Origin of the sequence: Bacillus sp. SN32 (assembly GCF_002837495.1) — a bacterium.
GTDB classification, from domain to species: domain Bacteria; phylum Bacillota; class Bacilli; order Bacillales; family Bacillaceae; genus Bacillus; species Bacillus subtilis.
In genome coordinates, this window is the sequence record NZ_PJCT01000001.1 from 561247 (window position 1) to 584502 (window position 23256).

25 protein-coding genes are annotated in these 23256 nt (G+C 41.8%); 15 read left to right on the top strand and 10 right to left on the bottom strand.

The genetic code is table 11. The annotated features are described in order from the left end of the window. Window positions 1-24: 24 nt before the first annotated feature. The 3 genes from CW370_RS03075 to mreBH form a co-directional block, all read right to left on the bottom strand. On the bottom strand, window positions 25-1257 hold the full coding sequence (locus tag CW370_RS03075) for an aminopeptidase (protein ID WP_024572116.1): 1233 nt from the start codon (window positions 1255-1257) through the stop codon (window positions 25-27). A 108-nt stretch (window positions 1258-1365) separates the two neighbouring features. Continuing rightward, window positions 1366-1500 carry a protein YkpC gene (locus CW370_RS03080; protein ID WP_003238865.1) on the bottom strand — a complete coding sequence of 45 codons (135 nt, stop codon included), beginning with the start codon at window positions 1498-1500 and terminating at the stop codon, window positions 1366-1368. A gap of 100 nt (window positions 1501-1600) precedes the next feature. Next, window positions 1601-2608, bottom strand: coding sequence for a cell shape-determining protein MreBH (gene mreBH, locus CW370_RS03085; RefSeq protein WP_024572115.1), 1008 nt, complete (start codon window positions 2606-2608; stop codon window positions 1601-1603). 283 nt (window positions 2609-2891) lie between these two features. On the opposite strand from mreBH, the gene abhA reads away from it, so the two are divergent. From abhA to ade, 5 genes are all read left to right on the top strand, one after another. After that, the gene (abhA, locus tag CW370_RS03090; protein ID WP_003244728.1) at window positions 2892-3170 is read left to right on the top strand and encodes a transcriptional regulator AbhA; all 279 of its coding nucleotides are present in this window, start codon (window positions 2892-2894) and stop codon (window positions 3168-3170) included. 189 nt (window positions 3171-3359) lie between these two features. After that, window positions 3360-4646: a two-component sensor histidine kinase KinC gene (gene kinC, locus CW370_RS03095; protein WP_024572114.1), complete on the top strand. Its 1287-nt coding sequence runs from the start codon at window positions 3360-3362 to the stop codon at window positions 4644-4646. 15 nt (window positions 4647-4661) lie between these two features. Beyond that, entirely contained in the window at window positions 4662-5489 is an 828-nt protein-coding gene (locus tag CW370_RS03100; RefSeq protein WP_024572113.1) for a gamma-glutamylcyclotransferase, read from the top strand. Window positions 5490-5551: 62 nt separating this feature from the next. After that, a complete protein-coding gene (gene ktrC / locus CW370_RS03105; protein WP_003222311.1) occupies window positions 5552-6217 on the top strand; it encodes a Ktr system potassium transporter KtrC in 666 nt (221 codons plus the stop codon). 155 nt (window positions 6218-6372) lie between these two features. Then, on the top strand, window positions 6373-8106 hold the full coding sequence (gene ade / locus CW370_RS03110; RefSeq protein ID WP_024572112.1) for an adenine deaminase: 1734 nt from the start codon (window positions 6373-6375) through the stop codon (window positions 8104-8106). A 33-nt stretch (window positions 8107-8139) separates the two neighbouring features. Here ade and rnjA read toward each other — a convergent pair whose 3' ends face one another. Continuing rightward, on the bottom strand, window positions 8140-9807 hold the full coding sequence (gene rnjA, locus CW370_RS03115; protein WP_003245660.1) for a ribonuclease J1: 1668 nt from the start codon (window positions 9805-9807) through the stop codon (window positions 8140-8142). A gap of 5 nt (window positions 9808-9812) precedes the next feature. Continuing rightward, window positions 9813-10022 carry an RNA polymerase subunit omega 1 gene (gene rnpZA, locus CW370_RS03120; RefSeq protein ID WP_024572111.1) on the bottom strand — a complete coding sequence of 70 codons (210 nt, stop codon included), beginning with the start codon at window positions 10020-10022 and terminating at the stop codon, window positions 9813-9815. A 383-nt stretch (window positions 10023-10405) separates the two neighbouring features. On the opposite strand from rnpZA, the gene CW370_RS03125 reads away from it, so the two are divergent. Beyond that, a complete protein-coding gene (locus tag CW370_RS03125) occupies window positions 10406-11179 on the top strand; it encodes a Cof-type HAD-IIB family hydrolase (RefSeq protein ID WP_024572110.1) in 774 nt (257 codons plus the stop codon). A gap of 35 nt (window positions 11180-11214) precedes the next feature. On the opposite strand, the gene def is transcribed toward CW370_RS03125, so the two are convergent. Both def and CW370_RS03135 read right to left on the bottom strand, forming a co-directional pair. Further along, a complete protein-coding gene (gene def / locus CW370_RS03130; RefSeq protein ID WP_003245474.1) occupies window positions 11215-11769 on the bottom strand; it encodes a peptide deformylase in 555 nt (184 codons plus the stop codon). Window positions 11770-11878: 109 nt separating this feature from the next. Further along, window positions 11879-12037 carry a YjcZ family sporulation protein gene (locus CW370_RS03135; RefSeq protein WP_003232317.1) on the bottom strand — a complete coding sequence of 53 codons (159 nt, stop codon included), beginning with the start codon at window positions 12035-12037 and terminating at the stop codon, window positions 11879-11881. 213 nt (window positions 12038-12250) lie between these two features. Here CW370_RS03135 and CW370_RS03140 point away from each other — a divergent pair, with 213 nt between their 5' ends. From CW370_RS03140 to lpdA, 5 genes are all read left to right on the top strand, one after another. Then, on the top strand, window positions 12251-12922 hold the full coding sequence (locus CW370_RS03140; RefSeq protein WP_101169479.1) for a YkyA family protein: 672 nt from the start codon (window positions 12251-12253) through the stop codon (window positions 12920-12922). 423 nt (window positions 12923-13345) lie between these two features. Then, a complete protein-coding gene (gene pdhA, locus CW370_RS03145; RefSeq protein ID WP_003222294.1) occupies window positions 13346-14461 on the top strand; it encodes a pyruvate dehydrogenase (acetyl-transferring) E1 component subunit alpha in 1116 nt (371 codons plus the stop codon). 3 nt (window positions 14462-14464) lie between these two features. Beyond that, window positions 14465-15442 (top strand): pyruvate dehydrogenase complex E1 component subunit beta, encoded by a 978-nt coding sequence (pdhB, locus tag CW370_RS03150; RefSeq protein ID WP_014113660.1) that lies wholly within the window; start codon window positions 14465-14467, stop codon window positions 15440-15442. Between the two features lie 113 nt (window positions 15443-15555). Continuing rightward, complete coding sequence (pdhC, locus tag CW370_RS03155; RefSeq protein WP_003232311.1) at window positions 15556-16884, top strand: pyruvate dehydrogenase complex dihydrolipoyllysine-residue acetyltransferase; 1329 nt, start codon at window positions 15556-15558, stop codon at window positions 16882-16884. Window positions 16885-16888: 4 nt separating this feature from the next. Next, window positions 16889-18301 (top strand): dihydrolipoyl dehydrogenase, encoded by a 1413-nt coding sequence (gene lpdA, locus CW370_RS03160; RefSeq protein WP_003232309.1) that lies wholly within the window; start codon window positions 16889-16891, stop codon window positions 18299-18301. A gap of 44 nt (window positions 18302-18345) precedes the next feature. On the opposite strand, the gene slp is transcribed toward lpdA, so the two are convergent. Then, window positions 18346-18720 carry a peptidoglycan-associated lipoprotein Slp gene (slp, locus tag CW370_RS03165; protein ID WP_003245672.1) on the bottom strand — a complete coding sequence of 125 codons (375 nt, stop codon included), beginning with the start codon at window positions 18718-18720 and terminating at the stop codon, window positions 18346-18348. A 418-nt stretch (window positions 18721-19138) separates the two neighbouring features. On the opposite strand from slp, the gene CW370_RS03170 reads away from it, so the two are divergent. Beyond that, a complete protein-coding gene (locus CW370_RS03170; protein ID WP_003232305.1) occupies window positions 19139-19258 on the top strand; it encodes a GapA-binding peptide SR1P in 120 nt (39 codons plus the stop codon). A 38-nt stretch (window positions 19259-19296) separates the two neighbouring features. Here CW370_RS03170 and speA read toward each other — a convergent pair whose 3' ends face one another. Next, entirely contained in the window at window positions 19297-20769 is a 1473-nt protein-coding gene (gene speA, locus CW370_RS03175) for an arginine decarboxylase (RefSeq protein ID WP_003244780.1), read from the bottom strand. Window positions 20770-20953: 184 nt separating this feature from the next. Here speA and CW370_RS03180 point away from each other — a divergent pair, with 184 nt between their 5' ends. Then, window positions 20954-21220 carry a UPF0223 family protein gene (locus CW370_RS03180; protein WP_010334108.1) on the top strand — a complete coding sequence of 89 codons (267 nt, stop codon included), beginning with the start codon at window positions 20954-20956 and terminating at the stop codon, window positions 21218-21220. 31 nt (window positions 21221-21251) lie between these two features. On the opposite strand, the gene CW370_RS03185 is transcribed toward CW370_RS03180, so the two are convergent. After that, entirely contained in the window at window positions 21252-21890 is a 639-nt protein-coding gene (locus tag CW370_RS03185; RefSeq protein ID WP_101169480.1) for a YktB family protein, read from the bottom strand. Window positions 21891-22129: 239 nt separating this feature from the next. Here CW370_RS03185 and CW370_RS03190 point away from each other — a divergent pair, with 239 nt between their 5' ends. Further along, the gene (locus CW370_RS03190; RefSeq protein ID WP_009967148.1) at window positions 22130-22318 is read left to right on the top strand and encodes a hypothetical protein; all 189 of its coding nucleotides are present in this window, start codon (window positions 22130-22132) and stop codon (window positions 22316-22318) included. A gap of 139 nt (window positions 22319-22457) precedes the next feature. Continuing rightward, window positions 22458-23255, top strand: coding sequence for an inositol-1-monophosphatase (suhB, locus tag CW370_RS03195; protein ID WP_086343803.1), 798 nt, complete (start codon window positions 22458-22460; stop codon window positions 23253-23255). The last annotated feature ends 1 nt before the right edge of the window (window position 23256 follow it).

Genomic DNA, 23256 nt, shown 5'->3' on the forward strand with positions numbered 1-23256 from the left:
GCGAAAAAGCCTCCTTTTATTTACTTAAAAAGCCCAATTTCCGTTTCTGAAGATAGGCTCTCTTTTCCCGTCTGCCGTAATTCCGTCAATATTCATATCCTTAGAACCGATCATAAAGTCCACGTGTGTAATGCTTTCATTTAGGCCTTCTTTGACAAGCTCTTCACGAGACATCTGCTTTCCGCCTTCAATATTAAAGGCATAGGCGCTTCCGATCGCCAAATGATTTGACGCGTTTTCATCAAACAGCGTGTTATAGAAAAGAATGTTTGATTGTGATATAGGCGAATCGTAAGGAACAAGTGCCACTTCACCTAAATAGTGAGAACCTTCATCTGTTTCCACCAGTTCTTTTAAAATATCCTCACCTTTTTCAGCTTTAATGTCGACTATACGGCCATTTTCAAACGTCAGGGTGAAATTTTCAATAATATTTCCGCCGTAGCTTAATGGTTTTGTGCTTGATACCACTCCGTCAACCCCGTCTTTTTGCGGCAGCGTGAACACTTCTTCTGTCGGCATATTGGCCATAAACTCATGGCCGCTTTCATTCACACTTCCCGCACCTGCCCAAACATGCTTCCTAGGCAGCTTAATTGTTAAATCAGTTCCTTCAGCTTGATAATGTAAGGCAGCGTAATGTCTCTCGTTCAAATGGTCAACTTTTTCATGAAGATTTTGGTCATGATTGATCCACGCCTGAACCGGGTTGTCTTCATTTACGCGCGTCGCTTTAAAAATTTCTTCCCACAGAAGGTGGATCGCTTCCTCCTCTGATTTGCCAGGAAACACCTTGTGAGCCCAGCCTGCTGATGCCGCACCTACGACAGTCCAGCTGACTTTGTCTGATTGAATATATTGTCTGTATGTATGTAATGCTTTGCCTGCTGCTTTTTGGAATGCCGCAATCCGTTTGGAATCTATACCTTTTAGCAAGTCTGGGTTTGACGACACAACAGAAATGAAAGCAGCTCCATTTTTTGCAAGCTCTTCTCTGCCTTTTGCTTCCCATTCAGGATATTCTTCAAATGCTTCAAACGGCGCTAGTTCGTATTTTAATTTGGCGACTTCGTCATCCTGCCAATTCACGGAGACGTTTTTTGCGCCCTTTTCATATGCGTGTTTTACAATTAAACGAACAAAATCCCGGACGTCTGTTGAAGCATTGACGACTACATACTGGCCTTTTTGGACATTAACGCCGACTTCTACCGCCAGCTGTGCATATGTATTTAATTTCTGTGAAAATGAATCCATGAATCATTCCTCCAAGCTTTTTTCTCATCATATCAAATATGATCCTATAAAGGAAAGAAGGAGCCCAAAGTGAAAAACCCAAAACGACACGTCTTGGGTTTTTCAATATTATGGATGATTCAGTTTTACAGTGCCGCCTGCAGGCGAATGGGGCATATTTGCCAAAGAAATGCTCATGCCTCCAAGAATAATTCCGCTTAAAATGGCTGCGATCGCTACTCTTCTTCCTAAATCTCTTAGCATCTGTTTCCTCCTTAACGTTTCTCCATTTCCCACAATATGAAGGAAGTGAGGAAAAAAGAAGCAAGAAATTTGCCGCGTGTGAGAATTTTGCGGGTAAAGACTATTTAATTGCCTTTTGCAGCTTATCAATCACTTCTAAAGAACGGCCCGTGCCGATTGCTACAGATTCAAGCGGGTTTTGCGCCACGTGTACAGGCACGACAATCTCTTCTGTGAGCCATTCTTTAATTCCATTAAGTAGCGCGCCGCCGCCTGTTAAAATAACGCCGCGATCAACAATATCTCCGCTCAATTCAGGCGGGCAGTCCTCAAGTGTCGCTCTGATGGCTTCAAGGATATGCAGAAGGGATTCACGCATTGCATCTTGAATTTCGTTGGATTGAAGCATAATGGTTTTTGGAAGACCTGTCACGAGGTCGCGTCCCCGAATTTCCATTGCCTCTGGTATATGTTCAATCAGAGCATGGCCAATTTCCATTTTTACCTGCTCAGCTGTGCGTTCGCCGATCAGCAAATTGTATTTTTTACGGACGAAAGAAACGATATCCTCATCAAGCTGGTCTCCGCCGATCCTGATAGAATGGCAGGAAACAACGCCACCGAAGGAAATAATAGCGACCTCTGTCGTCCCTCCGCCGATATCTACTACCACATTGGCAACCGGCTCATCAACCGGTAAATCCGCTCCGATGGCAGCTGCGACTGGCTCTTCGATTAAATGAACGTTTTTCGCGCCGCAATTTTTCACTGCGTCACTGATGGCGCGGCGTTCTACTGCTGTTGAGCCTGACGGTGTGCAAACGACTACGTTCGGTTTTCTGAACGACATGCCGATGCTTTTTGCGGCTTTTTTCATAATGTGCTTTAGCAGATCAGTTGTCATATCATAGTCTGCGATCACGCCATCTTTCATCGGTCTGACAGCGACAATTTTTCCCGGTGTTTTACCGATCATGTTTTTCGCGTCAGCTCCGATTGCAAGCACTGATTTTGTCGTCGTATCCACTGCGACAACAGATGGTTCATTTAGGATAATCCCTTTATTTTTGCTGTAAACAAGTATATTAGCTGTTCCTAAGTCAATCCCGATTTCAGTTGATTGAAACATGTTTTCACCCAATCTCTATCCTAATTTAATATGATTCTACATTTAAAGTTTCTCAGAAATACTGCGATTTTTGGGGGTGTGCGTCGGTAAAGAAATGTTTTTGTAAAAAATCAAGGAACTGTGTAACAGAAGTAATACATTTTTCGGTTTTATGGAAAAAATATCTTGTAATTCTTATAGAAAGCGGGAAACTTTTTCAAAGTTTCATTCGTCTACGATATATTGAGGTACATCCTTAAAACATTACATGAGAAAAGAAACATTTAAAGGAAGAAGGGTTTTTATGAAATCAATAGGTGTTGTGAGAAAAGTAGATGAATTAGGCCGCATTGTCATGCCGATTGAGTTGAGACGGGCATTGGATATTGCCATAAAAGACAGCATTGAGTTTTTTGTTGACGGAGATAAAATTATCTTGAAAAAGTACAAACCTCATGGCGTTTGTTTAATGACTGGAGAAATCACTTCAGAAAATAAAGAATACGGCAACGGTAAAATTACGCTAAGCCCTGAGGGGGCACAGCTGCTTCTCGAAGAAATTCAAGCCGCTTTAAAAGAATAAAATCATGCTAAAAAAGGCGGAGCGATATCATCTCCGCCTTTTTTGCGTGCCAATTTTTGATTACCGCCGCCTAAGGTAAGACATCAAGATATTTGGTAATGAATGATTTGGGATACTTTACATATTTTACTCAATTATTTGTCGAAGAATGGTACAATAAGTAGAGAAACACAAGCGGCAGGTGGTCATATGAGAAAATATCAAGCTCGTATCATTTCCATCATTTTGGCAATGATTTTTATAATGTTTTGGGATTATTTATTTTATTATATAGGCAAAAATCCGATTAATTGGCCTGTTGATATTGTGTATACTGCAGTCACGCTGGTAAGTGTCTGGATGCTGGCTTATTATATTGATGAGAAACAGCAGCTGGTTAAAAAAATGAAGGATAACGAATGGAAGTATAAACAGCTTTCAGAAGAAAAAAACCGCATCATGGATAATTTGCAGGAAATCGTATTTCAAACGAATGCAAAAGGCGAAATTACATATTTAAACCAAGCGTGGGCATCAATAACCGGCTTTTCAATCAGTGAATGTATGGGAACAATGTATAACGATTACTTCATAAAAGAAAAGCACGTAGCCGACCACATTAACACCCAAATTCAAAACAAAGCGTCTTCTGGCATGTTTACGGCAAAATACGTGACAAAAAACGGCACGATTTTTTGGGGAGAAGTTCATTATAAACTTTACTATGACCGGGATGACCAATTTACAGGCAGCCTGGGTACAATGTCAGATATCACTGAGCGGAAAGAGGCTGAAGATGAGCTCATTGAGATTAATGAACGGCTGGCGAGGGAATCCCAGAAACTATCAATCACAAGTGAACTTGCCGCAGGTATTGCTCATGAGGTCAGAAACCCTTTAACATCTGTCAGCGGTTTCCTCCAGATTATGAAAACACAATATCCGGACAGAAAAGACTATTTTGACATCATCTTTTCAGAGATTAAAAGAATCGATTTAGTGCTCAGCGAGCTGCTGCTGCTTGCAAAACCGCAGGCAATCACATTTAAAACACACCAGCTTAATGAGATCTTGAAACAAGTCACGACATTGCTTGATACCAATGCCATTCTGTCCAATATCGTCATAGAGAAAAATTTCAAAGAGACAGATGGCTGTATGATTAATGGAGACGAAAATCAGCTGAAGCAGGTCTTTATCAACATCATTAAAAACGGAATTGAGGCAATGCCAAAGGGCGGTGTCGTAACCATTTCAACTGCTAAAACCGCCTCTCATGCAGTGATAAGCGTAAAGGATGAAGGAAACGGCATGCCGCAGGAAAAGCTGAAGCAGATTGGCAAACCTTTTTATTCAACAAAAGAAAAGGGCACTGGACTGGGACTTCCCATTTGTTTGAGAATCCTGAAGGAACATGACGGGGAATTGAAAATCGAAAGTGAAGCTGGAAAAGGCAGCGTCTTTCAAGTGGTTTTGCCTTTAAAATCAGACAGCTGAGAGGAGAAAAATAAAGTGAACTCGCTTCTGTTTGTATACGGGACATTAAGAAAGCATGAAAAAAACCATCATTTGCTGGCACAATCGGCATGTATCAATGAGCAGGCGAGAACAAAGGGAAGTTTGTTTGCTGCAAAAGGGGAGCCCACAGCTGTTTTAAATGGTGAAGGCTATATATACGGCGAAGTATATGAAGCAGATGAATTGTGTATACATAAGCTCGATCAATTTTTTCAAGGATATCATAAACAAACGGTGTTTGTAGAAACGGATGTCGGGATTAAAATTGCGCTTATTTATTTTATGAACAAAGACGGGTGTGCCGGTTTTACGAAAATAAGCAGCGGCGACTGGAAAGAACATCAGATGATCAGCAAATCGAAAAATCCCATTTATTATTTTGCCTATGGATCATGCATGGATAATGCCCGCTTTCAAAAAGCGGGAGTCGATCACTATTTTCAAGATCGAGTAGGAAGAGCTGTTTTAAAAGGATACACAACCCGCTTCACGCTAAAAAGGGAAGACGGTTCAAGAGCGGACATGTTGGAAGACGGAGGAACAACAGAAGGCGTTTTATACCGTATCCCTTATTCTGCTCTCTCCTATCTATATAAAAGGGAGGGCGTCGAATCTCTTACGTATCGGCCGGCATTTGTAGACGTTGAAGCTGGCGGAAGGCACTACAAAGACTGTTTAACCTTTCTCGTCCTCCAAAAAGAAGCGGAAATTGCCCCGCCTCAGCACTATCAGATTGAAATCGAACGCGGAGCGGAGCTGTATTTGTCGCCTGAGTTTACTGAAAAGCTCAAGCGGCATATGAATTCGCTGCCAAAAGGATAACACTGTAACAAAAGAATATGATAAAATTTGATCAATATCATGTCATATAAAGGAGCACCACGATGAAAAAAGAATTTGCGGTAATTGGGCTGGGCCGTTTTGGTGGCAGTATTTGCAAAGCATTAAGCGAAGAAGGCGTCGAGGTTATGGCAATGGATATCGATGAAGATAAAGTCAACGAGTATGCCAAGATTGCATCTCACGCAGTTATCGGTGATTCGACAGACGAATCTGTCCTGAAAAATTTAGGCCTGCGAAATTTTGACCACGTTATTGTAGCAATCGGGGAAAATATTCAAGCGAGTATTTTAACGACACTCATTCTGAAAGAACTTGGCGTCCATACGATTACAGTTAAAGCGCAGAACGATTATCACGAAAAAGTGCTGTCTAAAATTGGTGCGGATCACATCGTCCACCCGGAACGCGATATGGCAAAACGAATTGCGCATAATATCGTGTCCAACAATGTACTTGACTATTTGGAGCTGTCTGAAGAGCATAGTCTTGTTGAAATCGTAGCTAACAGCCGCCTGGCTGGAAATACGCTTCTCGATTTAGATATTCGCGCAAAATACGGTATTAACATCGTAGCCATAAAAAGGGGCAAGGAAGTCATCGTATCACCGCTTGCAACCGAAGTCATCCACCAAGAAGATATACTCATTGTTATTGGATCAGTTACAGACATCTCCCGTTTCGAAAAAAGAGTTCTTCATACAAAATAGCAGGCAAATAAGCCGTCCTCAAAGGGCGGTTTTTCATATTATCAGAATATAACAACTTTAATGAACTGAGCGTCAATTTCTTAAAATTTCATTGACTAAGCACAGGCGTTCCGATAGCATATTGTACCATATAATAAAAAAGAGGAGGGGCCTATTTGAATAAAGAAGCGCTAGTCAATAGGCTGAATGCTTCAGCCCAAAGACAAAAAGCTGATATCGTCATTAAAAACGGAAAAATCATGGACGTATATAATCAAGAATGGATATATGAAGATATTGCGATTACAGATGGACTTATTGTAGGCCTCGGTGAGTATGAAGGCGAAAATATCATTGATGCAGAGGGACAAATGATTGTTCCGGGTTTTATTGATGGACATGTACATATTGAGTCATCAATGGTTACACCGATTGAGTTCGCTAAAGCAGTGTTGCCGCATGGCGTGACGACGGTTGTTACAGATCCGCATGAGATCGCGAATGTGTCTGGTGAAAAAGGGATTGTGTTTATGATTGAACAAGCTCGGCATACACCGCTGAATATCCATTTTATGCTTCCTTCCAGTGTGCCTGCCGCAAGTTTTGAGCGATCAGGCGCAATTCTCAAAGCTGCCGATCTCAAGCCTTTTTATGAAGAAGAAGAAGTATTAGGGCTGGCTGAAGTTATGGATTATGTGTCGGTTCAGCAGGCTGAAGAAGACATGGTTCAGAAACTGCTCGATGCCCGTGTTGCAGGAAAACGGATAGACGGTCATTTAGCTGGTTTATCAACAGACCTCATTAACATTTACAGAACCGCATTTGTCTTAAACGACCATGAAGTAACATCGAAGGAAGAAGCCCTTGATCGTATCAGAAGGGGCATGTATGTCATGATGCGTGAAGGATCAGTCGCCAAAAACACGCTCAATGTGCTGCCGGCGGTAAATGAAAAGAACGCACGCCGTTTCTTTTTCTGTACGGATGATAAGCATGTGGATGATTTATTGTCAGAGGGAAGTGTAAATCATCAGGTGAAAATGGCGATTCAAGCTGGACTTGATCCATTTTTAGCCTATCAATTAGGAAGCCTCAATGCAGCCGAATGCTACGGATTAGATACAAAGGGAGCGATTGCCCCGGGTTTTGACGCTGATTTGCTCTTTGTATCTGATCTGGAAAATGTCACTGTCACAATGACGATGGTAAAAGGGCAGACTGTTGCTGAAGACAGCAAAGCGGTCTATCAGGATCATGCTTCAACTGCAGCACCAGAACCGGCACTGCTTGATTCTGTTAAGCTTGCTGCTCCTCTTAACAAACAGGATTTTCATATGCCAATCGATTCAGAGCAGCAGATCAATGTCATGCAAATCATACCAAATCAGCTTGAAACACGATTAGTACAAATTCCGGCTCCTGATGCCCGCTACTTTGAGCCAGACACTGAGCTTGATTTGTTAAAGATAGCAGTTGTAGAGCGGCATAAAGGATTAAAAGAAACCGGACTTGGTGTTGTGAAAGGATTTGGATTCAAGAGCGGAGCGATTGCAACAACCATTTCACACGACTCCCATAATATTATTGCCGTCGGAACAAATGATGAGGATATCGCGGGGGCAGTTAATAAGCTGCAGGAAATTGGCGGAGGATTAACGATTATAAAAAATGGGGAAGAGCTCCATTCAGTACCGCTGCCGATTGCAGGGTTATTATCCGACCAATCTGCAGAGCAAGTGAATCAAAGCTTGCTGACGCTTCATGATAAATTGTCGTTAATCGGTTTCACAGGCGGATTTAATCCATTTTTGACATTGTCGTTTTTAGCGTTGCCTGTCATTCCTGATATTAAAATGACGACAACGGGATTATTCGATGTAAAATCATTTCAACACATATCACTGCAATAAAAGAAGGCACTCCCTTAGGGAGTGCCTCTTTTTTTAAACCTCCATAATGATCGGCAGGATCATTGGACGGCGCTTTGTTTTTTCGTACAAGAAAGGTGCAAGAGTGTCTGTAATCTCGTTTTTGATTTCAGACCATTGAGTCGTTTTTCGTTCCATTACTTTTTGTAAGTGATTTGAAATGAGCTCTTGAGCGTCGTTGATCAAGTCGCCAGATTCTCTCATGTACACAAATCCTCTGGAAATCAAATCAGGACCCGCTGAAATCTTGAAGTCGTCCATGTCAATGCTGACTACAACGATGACAAGTCCTTCTTCAGAGAGAATTCTGCGATCACGAAGTACGATATTGCCAATATCACCGATACCGCTTCCGTCAATGTACACCGAACCGGACGGGATTTTTCCTGCAACTGAAGCCTCATCGCCTTTAAGCGCTAATACTTCGCCATTATCCATGATAAAGCAGTTTTCCTCTGGGATGCCGCAATCTGTTGCAAGCTTGACATGCATCTTTTGCATTCTGTACTCACCGTGAATCGGCATGAAGAATTTAGGCTTGATTAAACGAAGCATCAGCTTCTGTTCTTCCTGTCCGCCGTGACCGGATGTATGGATATCGTTAAGAGGGCCGTGAATAACCTCAGCACCCGCACGATACAGCTGGTTGATTGTTCGACTCACGCTGATTGTGTTGCCTGGGATAGGTGATGAAGAAAATACGACTGTATCCCCAGGATTGATTGAAATTTGGCGGTGTGTGCCGTTTGCAATTCTTGATAACGCCGCCATTGGTTCCCCTTGGCTTCCTGTACATAAAATTGTTACTTTATTAGCAGGCATACGATTGATTTCGTTATGCTCAATAAACGTATTTTTAGGACAGTTAATATAACCGAGTGTCTGTCCAATTTCGATAGCCGATTCCATACTGCGTCCAAAAACGGCAACTTTTCTTCCATTTTGTACAGCAGCCTCAATTACCTGCTGCAAGCGGTGAATATTCGACGCAAATGTAGCGAAGATAATTCGGCCGTCCACCTTGCGGAAAATGTCATGAATGCTTTCTCCTACACGGCGCTCAGACATGGTAAACTCCGGATTTTCACTGTTTGTGCTGTCTGAAAGAAGGCACAAAACCCCTTCTTTACCGATTTCGGCCATTTTCGTTAAGTTTGCCGGCTCGCCGACTGGAGTAAAGTCGAATTTGAAATCCCCAGTATGTACGATGTTTCCGGGCGGCGTTTTTACAACAATGCCGTAGGAATCCGGAATACTGTGTGTTGTTCTGAAGAATGACACAGCCGTTTTGCGGAACTTTACAATATCATCCTCGCCGATAATGTTCAGTTTCGTCTGTCTCAATAATCCATGCTCTTCAAGTTTATTCCGAAGTAAGCCGATCGCGAGTTTTCCGCCGTATACAGGAATATTCACTTGTCTGAGCAGGTATGGTATACCGCCGATGTGGTCTTCGTGCCCGTGGGTGATAAAAAGCCCTTTAATTTTATCTTCGTTTTTGACTAAATACGTATAATCAGGGATGACGTAGTCAATTCCGAGCAGTTCGTCCTCGGGAAACTTGATCCCCGCATCAATCAGTACAATTTCATCCTGGAATTGCACCGCGTACGTATTTTTACCGATTTCGCCCAAACCTCCGAGGGCGAAAACAGCAGTCTGATCATTTTTTACAAATTTCATACCGCTCATAACTCCAATACTTTAAAATTTTCGCTCTGTTGTTCATATTCTAAGAATGCACCATCAACAGGTGTAATAAACTCAATATTAAATTTCTTTTCTTTCAGCTTTGTTCTGACGTCACGCTCAGATACGCCTTCAATATAAAGTGAATCTGTCTTTTCCCGAACAGGTACTTCGTCAGCCTTCTTTTGATAAAATACCTTATAAATCATTCCAAATCTCTCCTTAAATGCCGTATGTTAGACTCGCTCATTCTATTATATTCGAAAACGGAATATAAGGAAAGCCTTGAGCAAAATAGGATCTCTCAAAAAGTGAAAGATCCCTTGTCAGGCAATTGCTTTCTTGCGGAGCATTCCGTTCCATTGTCTTCTGAGTTTCTTTCTTAATTTACGCAGCATTAGCCAGTCCCTCCTTTATGAAAAATTTGTCCCAGAGTTCTTTTATACAAATAGTATACGGAGATTGAGGAAGACTTTTCGTGGTTATTAATGGAATTTAATATGATTTTTGAACGAAATTGTTTGCTGAATGACAATCTTTTTGTATGATGAGGGTGGGAATTGCAGACCAAGACGATAAAGGGGAAGTTGCGATGGATTCAAAATTAATCTTTTTTGATATTGACGGCACAATATATGATCATGATAAGAATATACCGGAAAGTACGAGAAAAACCGTGGCGGAGCTGCAGCGCCAAGGGCATCATGTGTTTATTGCCAGCGGCCGGTCTCCATTTTTGGTTAAGCCGATTTTAGAGGAGCTGGGCATCCACTCATTTATTTCCTACAATGGACAGTATGTTGTCTTTGAAAATCAAGTGATTTATAAAAATCCGCTGCCTGAAGATGCAATCAGGCGATTATTAAAGCAGGCGGATAAGGGCAAGCATCCTGTTGTGTTTATGGCTGAGGACACGATGAAAGCGACTGTTGCGGATCACCCTCATGTTCTCGAGGGAATCGGCAGCCTTAAAACCGATTACCCAGAGACTGATGACCTTTTTTATGAAGGAAAAGAAATTTTTCAGCTTCTTTTATTTTGTCAGGATGAAGAAGAAAAAGCTTATGCCGCTTTTCCTGAGTTTGATCTAGTTCGCTGGCATGAGCTATCGACTGATGTTCTGCCGCACGGAGGTTCGAAGGCAGAAGGAATCAAAAAAGTGATTGAGCGTCTTCCATTTGATATCGGCGATACATATGCTTTCGGCGACGGATTAAATGATCTGCAAATGATTAAATATGTTGGGACAGGCGTTGCTATGGGAAATGCTGTTCCCGAACTGAAAGAAATTGCGGACTTTGTAACAAAACCGGTGGACGAGGATGGAATTGCATACGCTGTCAAAGAATTGGGCCTTTTAAAATAAAGAAACGGCTGGCATTGTGCCAGCCGTTTTTTCTTTTAGCGCTCAATTGCGATTGCATTTTCAGGTTCTTTGAAAGGATTTTCCTTGTCAATATGATCATAGAACATAACGCCGTTCAAATGATCGATCTCATGCTGAAACACAATAGCCGGAAATCCTTTTAAACGAATATCAATATTTTCGCCTTCTAGTGTTGTTCCTTTTACTCTGATGCGAGCATAGCGGGGAACATAACCGGGAATCGCTTCATCTACAGAGAGGCAGCCCTCGCCGCTTGTTAAGTAGCTTTTTTCAACTGAATGGCTGACGATCTTAGGATTAAACAGAGCATAGCTGTATAGTTTACCGGAAGCATCTTCCGCATGAACGGCGATCATTCGTTTTTTGATATTAATTTGAGGAGCTGCGAGTCCTACGCCAGGGCGCAGCTTGTATTTTTCGGCTAATTCCGGATTTTGGCTGTTTTTAACAAATTCGATCATGTCGGCCAGCTGCTGTTTTTCTGCATCAGTTGGAGGCAGCTCAACAGGTTCGGCAGTCTCTCTGAGGGCTGGATGGCCGTCACGTACGATGTTTTCCATAGTAATCAAGAAACTTCACTCCTAAAGCTTAATATGTAAATTATATCGGATTTCTTCACAAAGGTGCAACGAAACGAATGACCAGCCGTATATGGCTGGTCAATTTCATGCTGTGTGGTTAGCAACAGCCTCCGCCTAAATAAGCAGCTCCGACAATGATTAACAGAATGAATAAAACAACGATTAGCGCAAAGGTGCGGCCGTAGCCATATCCGCAGCCACCATATCCGTAACCACCATAACTGCAGCAGCCTCCGCCGTAACCATATCCATACATATTACATAACCTCCTCTTTTAATTACGCCAGAGCCTTTATAAGTAGGCATAGCGTCTAATATAACCTATGTAAAAACAAAAAAGTTGTATGGTCATCTGTCCTGATTTTTCACTTTTTTGATTTAATTTCAGTATTGCATTTATACAGCACGGCTATTGCCAAATGTCCCCATGGATTCTATAGTAGAAATTGTCAAGATTGGGGGATTTAACGTGAAAGACGCTATAAAACGGCGGCCTGGAATCAAGATCGGAGCTTTTTGTGCCATGGCACTGATATTAACAGGATGCATGGGACAGGACCCGGTTGATTCACTTCATCATTCATTAGAAAAAGCCGCGGAATCGGAAAAGCCGTTTCAAGAAGAACAAAACACACTCAAAGAATTAGAGGCCAAAGAAAATCAGCTTTACGATAGTGTTATGAAGCTCAATATGGATGATTATAAAAAAATTGTTGCTTTATCTAATAAGGCGCTTGAAAATGTCAGCAAGCGCGAAGAACACCTAAAGCTTGAAAATGACAGCATGAAAAAATCGGAAACAGAATTTGAGGAAGCAAAAACGTCAGCGGAACATATTAAGGAAAAAGACATAAAAGAAAAGGCCGATGCCGCAGCAAACCATATGGAGAAAAGATATACATCATATGGCAACATGTATAAAGAGTATAAAAAAGCGCTTGAGCTTAATAAAAAACTGTATATGCAGCTGAAAGACAAAGACTTGACAAGAGATGATCTGGATCAGCAGATCGATAAAGTCAATGCTTCTTATGAAAAGATCCTTAAATATAGCGGAGAATTTAATGAACAAACCGAAAAATATAATAAAGCCCGGGAAGATTTATATGATGCTGCAGGCTATCGTGTGAAAAAGAGCTGACTCGATCAGCTCTTTTTTTGAATGAAATGCGATACAGATTTCGTTCAAAATTTTCATTTCTATTGTAGTACAGTATAGTAAGGTATACTAGTACAGTTTTGGGTGCGGTTGGCATCTGTTTTTTTGCTGAAAATGTAAAGCGAATACATTTATTGAAAATCAGCGATGAAAACGATTGACGGTTCTTCTTTATTTGGTGTAAACTAATCCATGTTAAGCGGTGTTGTATTAGTTTTTTACAACTTCGAAATAATACAGTTCAAAGCAGAGTGTAACTATCCTACATAAAAGGTTTTGGCAAACTGGGGATCGGCTAAAATATAATACGACTTACTGCTGATACTTTAGGGTACCCTAAGTTTGTATGTATAAAAGGAATGCACGTCTAATGACTGTTTAAAAGAAAGGAAGAGGTGACTTAGTATGGCTGCAAAAACGAAAAAAGCTATCGTTGACAGTAAGAAGCAATTTGATGCCATTAAAAAGCAGTTCGAAACGTTCCAAATTTTAAATGAAAAGGGAGAAGTCGTGAATGAAGCGGCGATGCCTGATTTAACTGATGATCAATTAAAAGAGCTAATGCGCCGCATGGTATTTACGCGTGTGCTTGACCAACGCTCTATCTCATTAAACCGTCAAGGACGTCTCGGATTTTACGCTCCTACTGCGGGTCAAGAAGCTTCTCAGATTGCAACGCATTTCGCGCTTGAAAAAGAAGACTTTGTTCTTCCTGGATACCGTGATGTGCCTCAGTTAATTTGGCACGGCCTTCCATTATATCAAGCGTTTCTTTTCTCTCGCGGACATTTCAGAGGAAACCAAATGCCTGATGATGTGAATGCCCTTTCTCCACAAATCATTATCGGTGCTCAATACATTCAAACTGCCGGTGTTGCGCTAGGTCTTAAAAAACGCGGTAAGAAAGCTGTCGCAATCACTTACACTGGTGATGGCGGAGCTTCTCAAGGGGACTTCTACGAAGGAATTAACTTTGCTGGAGCTTATAAAGCACCTGCAATCTTCGTGGTGCAAAACAACCGTTACGCGATTTCAACTCCTGTTGAAAAACAATCTGCAGCTGAAACAATTGCACAAAAAGCTGTAGCTGCCGGTATTGTCGGCGTACAAGTAGACGGAATGGATCCGCTTGCTGTATACGCAGCAACTGCTGAAGCACGCGAGCGCGCAATCAACGGCGAAGGTCCAACACTAATTGAAACACTTACATTCCGTTATGGCCCGCACACAATGGCTGGTGACGATCCTACTAAATATCGTACAAAAGAAATCGAAAATGAGTGGGAACAAAAAGATCCGCTTGTACGTTTCCGTGCGTTCCTTGAAAACAAAGGCTTATGGTCTGAAGAAGAAGAAGCAAAAGTAATTGAGGATGCGAAAGAAGAAATTAAGCAAGCGATCAAAAAAGCTGATGCTGAACCGAAGCAAAAAGTAACTGATTTAATGAAAATCATGTACGAAAAAATGCCTCACAACCTTGAGGAGCAATTTGAAATTTATACACAGAAGGAGTCGAAGTAAGCCATGGCGCAAATGACAATGATTCAAGCAATCACGGATGCGTTACGCACAGAACTGAAAAATGACGAAAATGTCTTAGTTTTCGGAGAAGACGTTGGTGTAAACGGCGGCGTATTCCGTGCGACAGAAGGATTGCAAAAAGAATTCGGTGAAGACCGTGTGTTTGACACGCCACTTGCTGAATCTGGTATCGGCGGTCTTGCCCTTGGTTTAGGCTTAAACGGCTTCCGTCCGGTAATGGAAATCCAATTCTTCGGATTTGTTTATGAAGTAATGGATTCAGTTTCTGGCCAAATGGCTCGTATGCGCTACCGTTCTGGCGGACGCTGGACTTCACCTGTAACAATTCGTTCTCCATTCGGCGGCGGTGTTCATACTCCTGAACTTCACGCTGACAGCTTGGAAGGTCTTGTTGCACAACAGCCTGGTATCAAAGTTGTTATTCCATCAACTCCTTACGATGCCAAAGGACTTTTAATTTCTGCGATCAGAGACAATGATCCTGTTGTCTTCTTAGAGCATATGAAGCTTTACCGTTCTTTCCGTCAGGAAGTTCCTGAAGAAGAATACACAATTGAGCTTGGAAAAGCTGACGTGAAACGTGAAGGTACTGATCTTTCAATCATCACTTACGGCGCAATGGTTCATGAATCATTAAAAGCTGCTGAGGAGCTTGAAAAAGACGGCATTTCTGCTGAAGTTGTCGACCTTCGTACAGTAAGCCCACTTGATATCGATACAATTATCGCTTCTGTAGAAAAAACAGGACGCGCGATTGTCGTTCAAGAGGCACAAAAACAAGCCGGTATTGCTGCAAACGTAGTTGCAGAAATTAATGACCGTGCGATCCTGAGCTTGGAAGCACCTGTACTTCGCGTTGCAGCGCCAGATACAGTATTTCCTTTCTCTCAAGCGGAGAGCGTATGGCTTCCAAACCATAAAGACGTTCTTGAAACAGCAAGAAAAGTGCTTGAATTTTAATCAAACTGCATAATCGAGAGGGAAGATGAACTTTTCCCTCTATTATATATCTGTTTTCAATGCTTACGATGTAAACTTTAAAATTGCTTAATCAAACTAGGAGGTCGAGAACTGTGGCATTTGAATTTAAACTTCCAGATATCGGGGAAGGTATCCACGAAGGCGAAATCGTAAAATGGTTTGTCAAGCCTAACGACGAGGTAGACGAAGATGATGTACTGGCTGAAGTCCAAAATGATAAAGCAGTAGTAGAAATTCCTTCACCTGTTAAAGGAAAAGTATTAGAATTAAAAGTTGAAGAGGGAACGGTTGCAACTGTTGGACAAACGATTATTACGTTTGATGCACCTGGTTACGAAGATCTTCAATTTAAAGGCAGCGACGAGTCTGACGATGCGAAAACTGAAGCACAAGTTCAGTCAACTGCAGAAGCTGGACAAGACGTTGCGAAAGAAGAGCAAGCTCAAGAGCCTGCAAAAGCTACTGGCGCAGGACAGCAGGATCAAGCTGAAGTTGACCCGAACAAACGCGTGATCGCTATGCCTTCCGTACGTAAATATGCTCGTGAAAAAGGCGTAGACATCCGTAAGGTTACTGGTTCAGGCAACAACGGACGTGTTGTAAAAGAAGATATCGACAGCTTTGTAAACGGAGGAGCGCAAGAAGCTGCACCGCAAGAAACAGCTGCACCACAAGAAACAGCTGCTAAACCGGCTGCTGCACCAGCTCCAGAGGGCGAATTCCCAGAAACACGCGAAAAAATGAGCGGTATCCGTAAAGCAATTGCAAAAGCGATGGTTAACTCTAAACACACTGCTCCTCACGTAACGTTAATGGACGAAGTGGACGTAACAAACCTTGTTGCACATCGTAAACAGTTCAAACAGGTTGCTGCTGATCAAGGAATCAAGCTGACTTACTTGCCTTACGTTGTAAAAGCTCTTACATCTGCACTGAAAAAATTCCCTGTTTTAAACACGTCAATTGACGATAAAACAGATGAAGTCATCCAAAAACATTACTTCAACATCGGTATCGCTGCTGACACTGAAAAAGGCTTGCTTGTACCGGTTGTGAAAAATGCAGATCGTAAATCTGTCTTTGAAATTTCTGATGAAATCAATGGCCTTGCAACAAAAGCTCGTGAAGGCAAGCTTGCTCCAGCTGAAATGAAAGGCGCATCTTGCACAATTACAAACATCGGTTCTGCCGGCGGACAATGGTTCACTCCGGTTATCAACCATCCAGAAGTTGCGATTCTTGGTATCGGACGCATTGCAGAAAAAGCGATTGTTCGTGATGGCGAAATCGTAGCAGCTCCAGTCTTAGCTCTTTCTCTCAGCTTCGACCACCGTATGATCGACGGAGCAACTGCGCAAAATGCATTAAATCACATCAAGCGTTTACTGAACGATCCACAATTAATTTTAATGGAGGCGTAATGTTATGGTAGTAGGAGATTTCCCTATTGAAACAGATACTCTTGTAATTGGTGCGGGACCTGGCGGCTATGTAGCTGCCATCCGCGCTGCACAGCTTGGACAAAAAGTAACAGTCGTTGAAAAAGCAACTCTTGGAGGCGTTTGTCTGAACGTTGGATGTATCCCTTCAAAAGCGCTGATCAATGCAGGTCACCGTTATGAGAATGCAAAACATTCTGATGACATGGGAATCACTGCTGAGAATGTAACAGTTGATTTCACAAAAGTTCAAGAATGGAAAGCTTCTGTTGTCAACAAGCTTACTGGCGGTGTAGCAGGTCTTCTTAAAGGCAACAAAGTAGATGTTGTAAAAGGTGAAGCTTACTTTGTAGACAGCAATTCAGTTCGTGTTATGGATGAGAACTCTGCTCAAACATACACGTTCAAAAACGCAATCATCGCTACTGGATCTCGTCCTATCGAATTGCCAAACTTCAAATATAGTGAGCGTGTCCTGAATTCAACTGGCGCTTTGGCTCTTAAAGAAATTCCTAAAAAGCTCGTTGTTATCGGCGGCGGATACATCGGAACTGAACTTGGAACTGCGTATGCTAACTTCGGTACTGAACTTGTTATTCTTGAAGGCGGAGATGAAATTCTTCCTGGCTTCGAAAAACAAATGAGTTCTCTTGTTACACGCAGACTGAAGAAAAAAGGCAACGTTGAAATCCATACAAACGCGATGGCTAAAGGCGTTGAAGAAAGACCAGACGGCGTAACAGTTACTTTCGAAGTAAAAGGCGAAGAAAAAACTGTTGATGCTGATTACGTATTGATTACAGTAGGACGCCGTCCAAACACTGATGAGCTTGGTCTTGAGCAAGTCGGTATCGAAATGACGGACCGCGGTATCGTGAAAACTGACAAACAGTGCCGCACAAACGTACCTAACATTTATGCAATCGGTGATATCATCGAAGGACCGCCGCTTGCTCATAAAGCATCTTACGAAGGTAAAATCGCAGCAGAAGCTATCGCTGGAGAGCCTGCAGAAATCGATTACCTTGGTATTCCTGCGGTTGTTTTCTCTGAGCCTGAACTTGCATCAGTTGGTTACACTGAAGCACAGGCGAAAGAAGAAGGTCTTGACATTGTTGCTGCTAAATTCCCATTTGCAGCAAACGGCCGCGCGCTTTCTCTTAACGAAACAGACGGCTTCATGAAGCTGATCACTCGTAAAGAGGACGGTCTTGTGATCGGTGCACAAATCGCCGGAGCAAGTGCTTCTGATATGATTTCTGAATTAAGCTTAGCGATTGAAGGCGGCATGACTGCTGAAGATATCGCGATGACAATTCACGCTCACCCAACATTGGGCGAAATCACAATGGAAGCTGCTGAAGTGGCAATCGGAAGTCCGATTCACATCGTAAAATAATTTTCATATCAAAAACAGCCCTCGCTCAAAGCGGGGCTGTTTTTTTATTTTGACAGCACATGCTGTAATGGTTTAATGATGTCTTCTTTCTTTTTCACACATCCCTCGATTTTCACCACGACATGGCGTTGATCAACAACCATAAGGGTAGGGACAGTTTCAATCTCATCTTCCCAGCCTTCTTTTTTATCATAGACCTTCATTTTATCTATTTGCTCGGGATAATCTTTTTCTAAATCAAGCAGTGCATCGTAATAAGGCGCTTCCTGGTCTATTTGGTTCTCATCAGAAAAAAACAGGATTTGTGTATGATGAATGTTGTCAATCCGGCTTTTTTTCATCGGATTGATGGTGGAAAGCGTACAGCCCGATAAAGCAAATACTATTATCAGCATGGGGAATACCGCGCGATATCGCATCTATCTTCTCCTCTGTATAAACAGTAGTTAACTAGCTTTAGTTTATCACGAGAGGCGGCTTAATCTGCTTCTTGTTACCTAATTGTTATATAATTGAAACCGTTTTTAAAGTGAGATTACATATTATATCAATCGTTTAAAATAGCAACCTGGGGTATATTGAATTTTTTGCTGCATTCTTGGATGAAAGTTCAAGAAAACGTGAAATTACATTATGTGCTGTGGCATATATATCGAGTAAAGCTTCTGTATGAAGAAGATATTGTATGATGGAAAATGGAAAAACAAGGTGTATATGATGAGATAAAATCAAATGTGTTATACAGTTTGTTGTTGACATTTTAAATGTGACATATTAATATAATAACAACAAAAGAAATTAAGCGTTTTCAAATTTCAAAGAAATGGGGAATAAGAGATGGGTACGATTGTTTGCCAAGATTGCAACGAAGCCATTCATTACTTTGAAGATGAGAAAGTGACAACATTATACGGAACATGCTGCGGACAATGTCAATGTCCTGTTGATGAAGAGTAAAAAAAGCATGCGGCTTTAAGCCGCATGCTTTTTATTTTTTATTGAATTGCTTTTTGTTCTTTGATGACTCGGATCATATGTAAAGTCGAGTCCTCAGGTCCTTGAACAGGGAGGCCTGCGTCAAGGTTTTTAAAAATGTAGCTGATGTTTTCTTCTGTAATAATTTCTCCTGGAATGAAGATTGGAATACCAGGCGGATATACCATGACAAATTCAGCGATAATCCGTCCGGATGCTTCTTTTAATGGGATGACTTCCGTATTTGCATAAAAAGCATCACGCGGAGTCATTGCCAATAAAGGTATTTCTGGAAGCAGAACCTCAGTTTGCTGATGTGTTACATCTTGTTCTGACATTTGCTGTGCGATCTCAGTTAAAGCCTCTACAAGCCGGTCTGCATCATTTTGGCTGTCACCAGGAGTGAAAATACACAAAATATTGTACAGATCAGAAAGCTCAACCTCAATATTAAAGGATTCACGAAGCCATTTTTCCACGTCATGTCCTGTCAGGCCAAGACTTTTCACAGAGATAATCAATTTTGTCGGATCATAGCTGTAAGCTGCTTTCGACCCAAGAATCTCAGAACCGACACAATAAATGCCTTCAATCTGATTGAGGCGATCTCTCGTCTGATTGGCAAGCTTGAGTGTTTCCTCAGCAAGCTGGCGGCCTTCTGTTGCAAGGCGTTTTCTGGCAACATCCAAAGAAGCGAGAAGCAAGTAAGAAGTTGACGTAGTTGTCAGCATGCTCAGGATGGATTGCACTCTGTCTTTAGATACAAGGCCTTCTCTCATGTTTAAAATAGAGCTTTGTGTCAGTGATCCGCCCAGTTTGTGGACACTTGTCGCTGCTATGTCCGCTCCTGCCTGCATAGCCGATAGCGGCAATTCGTCGTGAAAATGAATGTGAACGCCGTGTGCTTCATCCACAAGCACTGGCACATCAAACGAATGAGCGAGTTCTACGATGCTTTTTAAGTCGGCTGCAACACCGAAATATGTCGGGTTGATGACGAGAAGCCCTTTTGCATCCGGATGTTCGGTAAGCGCCCGTTTAGCAGATTCAAGTGTAATGCCGTGGGAGATGCCCAACTCATTGTCAATTTCAGGATGAATAAAAATTGGAACCGCTCCGGAAAATACAATAGCTGTCATAATTGATTTATGAACATTTCTTGGAATAATAATTTTATCGCCAGGTCCGCAAACAGCCATTACCATTGTCATAATGGCGCCGCTTGTTCCTTGAACAGAAAAAAATGTGTGATCCGCGCCAAATGCTTCAGCAGCCAGATCTTGTGCTTGTTTAATAATGCCTTTTGGCGCGTGCAGATCGTCTAATGGTTCAATATTAATCAAATCTATGCTTAACGCGTTTTCACCGATAAATTGTCTGAATTCTGGGTCCATTCCTGCCCCTTTTTTATGGCCGGGAATGTGGAATTGAACAGGCTGTCTGCTTGCATGCTTTTTCAGTCCTGTGTATAAGGGTGTTTCATGTTGCGACAATTGTTTTCCCACCTTTGTAATCATACCTATGCATAATAGTGTGTATTAAAATCAGTTTCTCAACCGTTTTTTAGACGTAAAACAAATGAATTATATTATGAACTTGAAAGAATGTAAAGAACAATTTATGATCAAATGAAGATGCTTTCTCTTAAGGGAAGTAAATCTACAAGGAGTGAAGAAAATGGAGTATCAATATCCGATGAATGAAGATTGGACAACCGAAGAAGCAGTGGATGTGATTGCATTTTTCCAGCAGGTTGAGCTTGCATATGAAAAAGGGGCGGATCGTGAAGAACTGCTTAAAGCTTACCGCCGTTTCAAGGAAATTGTACCGGGGAAGGCCGAGGAAAAAAAGCTATGTGGCGAGTTTGAGGAACAAAGTACATATTCTCCTTATCGCACGGTCAAACAGGCGAAAGAATCTGATCAGGCGAAGATTAAGATGTAGGAAAAAGAGCCGGGGATGTCCCGGCTCTTTTTTATGCTTGTGATACTTTTTGGGTGAGACGGTACAGAAAAGCAAGCTGCTTAAAGGCATCGTCGATACGCTGAAGGAATTCCTGGTTATTCATATTCAGCACTTCTTCTTTTTGGAGCTGGATGCCGCATAACAGCTCGGCTTTCTTTACAGTCTGCAAACGCTCAAACAGTGTCTTCAGCTGTTCCTTGTCCATTTCAGACTGTTTATGTACTCCCGGTTTTGTGTGATCTGCAGACCAAACGAAGCTGTCAGGGATATTTTTCGTAATGGTTTCTTGGTTCACTTCAAGCAATTTGCCGTATTCTTCTTTGATAGGGGATTCATAAATAATCGCGAACCATACAAAGACGTGGCTTTCCCATAAACCAATTTGGAAATGCGGCAGTTTTTTATAGCCTCTTTTGCTGTTTGCGAACGCCACCCAGCTGTCAGCCGGGGGATTGACGGATCTTCTTGCGTGCTTCGCCACATGCGGAAACATTTCATCTCCGGTTAAAGCTGATAAAGTTGGGGCAAAATGTTCGCCTAGAGCTGTAAGCTTCGGACGGATCGTCTCTTTTAATACTTCCATGCGCGCGTCTAAGCCTTCTATTGTAAATGTGTTAAAGTCTTCTTCAGTGAAACGCATTTGTGTCATGATTTTCCTCCTTCATGCTAAGTATACATATTTTATCACAGTTCATACGAGCTTCAAAAAGATTGAGCGCGTTTGAAGTAAGGGGAAATGTGGTAATAAACGAGTAGGTAAACACACAATTTTCAGAATCATGTTGCGCGTAAATAGAACAATCATACGATATAAGAAGTAATCATTGTTGAATGGCAAAATGGGATGCTTTTTTACAAACAAATGATCTCTGGAAGGGGCGAAAGACAATGAGGCAAGTTGTAAAAGAGGGATTTAAGGAAGAGAAAAACAATCGTGTTGCTGTCTGGAGACTAGAGGTTGATTATGAATTGGCAACCCTATATGAAGCAATGCAGAAAGAAAATGAAGAGCAGATTGAACAAAGCAAAAACAAACTTGAGCGACTTAGAAAAGAATGGATTCGTCTTAACGGGTAAAAAAGCGATAGTGAAAACGAACCGCATGAATGGTTCGTTTTTACGTGAGAAGGGATATTTTTCATTTTCCTTGCTTTTTCATTGCCGTTATCAGTATCCTATAAAATAAAAGGTCTACATAGAAGAGAGGTACGAACGAATGACAAATTGGACGGAAATTGATGAGATTGCAAAGAAATGGATAAGAGAAGCAGGCGCGAGAATTAAACAATCCATGCATGAAAGCCTAACAATTGAAACGAAATCAAATCCGAATGATTTAGTCACCAATATTGACAAAGAAACCGAAAAGTTTTTCATTGATCGAATTCAAGAAACATTTCCGGGACATCGGATACTCGGTGAAGAGGGGCAAGGAGACAAAATCCACTCACTTGAGGGAGTCGTATGGATTATTGATCCGATTGATGGGACGATGAATTTTGTGCACCAGCAAAGAAATTTTGCGATTTCCATTGGGATTTTTGAAAACGGTGAAGGGAAAATCGGTTTAATTTATGATGTGGTGCACGATGAGTTGTATCACGCATTTAGCGGCAGAGGAGCTTATATGAATGAAACGAAGCTGGCTCCATTAAAAGAAACCGTCATTGAAGAAGCGATACTTGCCATTAATGCAACATGGGTAACGGAAAACAGAAGAATTGATCAAAGTGTGTTAGCGCCACTTGTGAAAAGAGTCAGAGGCACACGCTCCTACGGTTCTGCCGCTTTAGAGCTGGCAAATGTCGCGGCAGGAAGAATAGATGCTTACATCACGATGCGGCTTGCGCCATGGGACTACGCAGCCGGCTGTGTGCTGTTAAATGAAGTAGGAGGCACCTATACGACCATTGAAGGAGAGCCGTTTACCTTTTTAGAAAACCACAGTGTGCTAGCCGGAAACCCATCTATACATAAAACGATATTTGAAGAGTATCTTCATGCTCGGAAGTAGG

What these genes read in the sequence shown, in the direction of transcription:
- CW370_RS03075 (WP_024572116.1), bottom strand. Translation starts at nt 1,257, where the DNA reads ATGGATTCATTTTCACAGAAATTAAATACATATGCACAGCTGGCGGTA.
- CW370_RS03080 (WP_003238865.1), bottom strand. Translation starts at nt 1,500, where the DNA reads ATGCTAAGAGATTTAGGAAGAAGAGTAGCGATCGCAGCCATTTTAAGC.
- mreBH (WP_024572115.1), bottom strand. Translation starts at nt 2,608, where the DNA reads ATGTTTCAATCAACTGAAATCGGGATTGACTTAGGAACAGCTAATATA.
- abhA (WP_003244728.1), top strand. Translation starts at nt 2,892, where the DNA reads ATGAAATCAATAGGTGTTGTGAGAAAAGTAGATGAATTAGGCCGCATT.
- kinC (WP_024572114.1), top strand. Translation starts at nt 3,360, where the DNA reads ATGAGAAAATATCAAGCTCGTATCATTTCCATCATTTTGGCAATGATT.
- ktrC (WP_003222311.1), top strand. Translation starts at nt 5,552, where the DNA reads ATGAAAAAAGAATTTGCGGTAATTGGGCTGGGCCGTTTTGGTGGCAGT.
- rnjA (WP_003245660.1), bottom strand. Translation starts at nt 9,807, where the DNA reads ATGAAATTTGTAAAAAATGATCAGACTGCTGTTTTCGCCCTCGGAGGT.
- rnpZA (WP_024572111.1), bottom strand. Translation starts at nt 10,022, where the DNA reads ATGATTTATAAGGTATTTTATCAAAAGAAGGCTGACGAAGTACCTGTT.
- CW370_RS03125 (WP_024572110.1), top strand. Translation starts at nt 10,406, where the DNA reads ATGGATTCAAAATTAATCTTTTTTGATATTGACGGCACAATATATGAT.
- CW370_RS03135 (WP_003232317.1), bottom strand. Translation starts at nt 12,037, where the DNA reads ATGTATGGATATGGTTACGGCGGAGGCTGCTGCAGTTATGGTGGTTAC.
- pdhA (WP_003222294.1), top strand. Translation starts at nt 13,346, where the DNA reads ATGGCTGCAAAAACGAAAAAAGCTATCGTTGACAGTAAGAAGCAATTT.
- pdhB (WP_014113660.1), top strand. Translation starts at nt 14,465, where the DNA reads ATGGCGCAAATGACAATGATTCAAGCAATCACGGATGCGTTACGCACA.
- lpdA (WP_003232309.1), top strand. Translation starts at nt 16,889, where the DNA reads ATGGTAGTAGGAGATTTCCCTATTGAAACAGATACTCTTGTAATTGGT.
- slp (WP_003245672.1), bottom strand. Translation starts at nt 18,720, where the DNA reads ATGCGATATCGCGCGGTATTCCCCATGCTGATAATAGTATTTGCTTTA.
- CW370_RS03170 (WP_003232305.1), top strand. Translation starts at nt 19,139, where the DNA reads ATGGGTACGATTGTTTGCCAAGATTGCAACGAAGCCATTCATTACTTT.
- CW370_RS03180 (WP_010334108.1), top strand. Translation starts at nt 20,954, where the DNA reads ATGGAGTATCAATATCCGATGAATGAAGATTGGACAACCGAAGAAGCA.
- CW370_RS03185 (WP_101169480.1), bottom strand. Translation starts at nt 21,890, where the DNA reads ATGACACAAATGCGTTTCACTGAAGAAGACTTTAACACATTTACAATA.
- CW370_RS03190 (WP_009967148.1), top strand. Translation starts at nt 22,130, where the DNA reads ATGAGGCAAGTTGTAAAAGAGGGATTTAAGGAAGAGAAAAACAATCGT.
- suhB (WP_086343803.1), top strand. Translation starts at nt 22,458, where the DNA reads ATGACAAATTGGACGGAAATTGATGAGATTGCAAAGAAATGGATAAGA.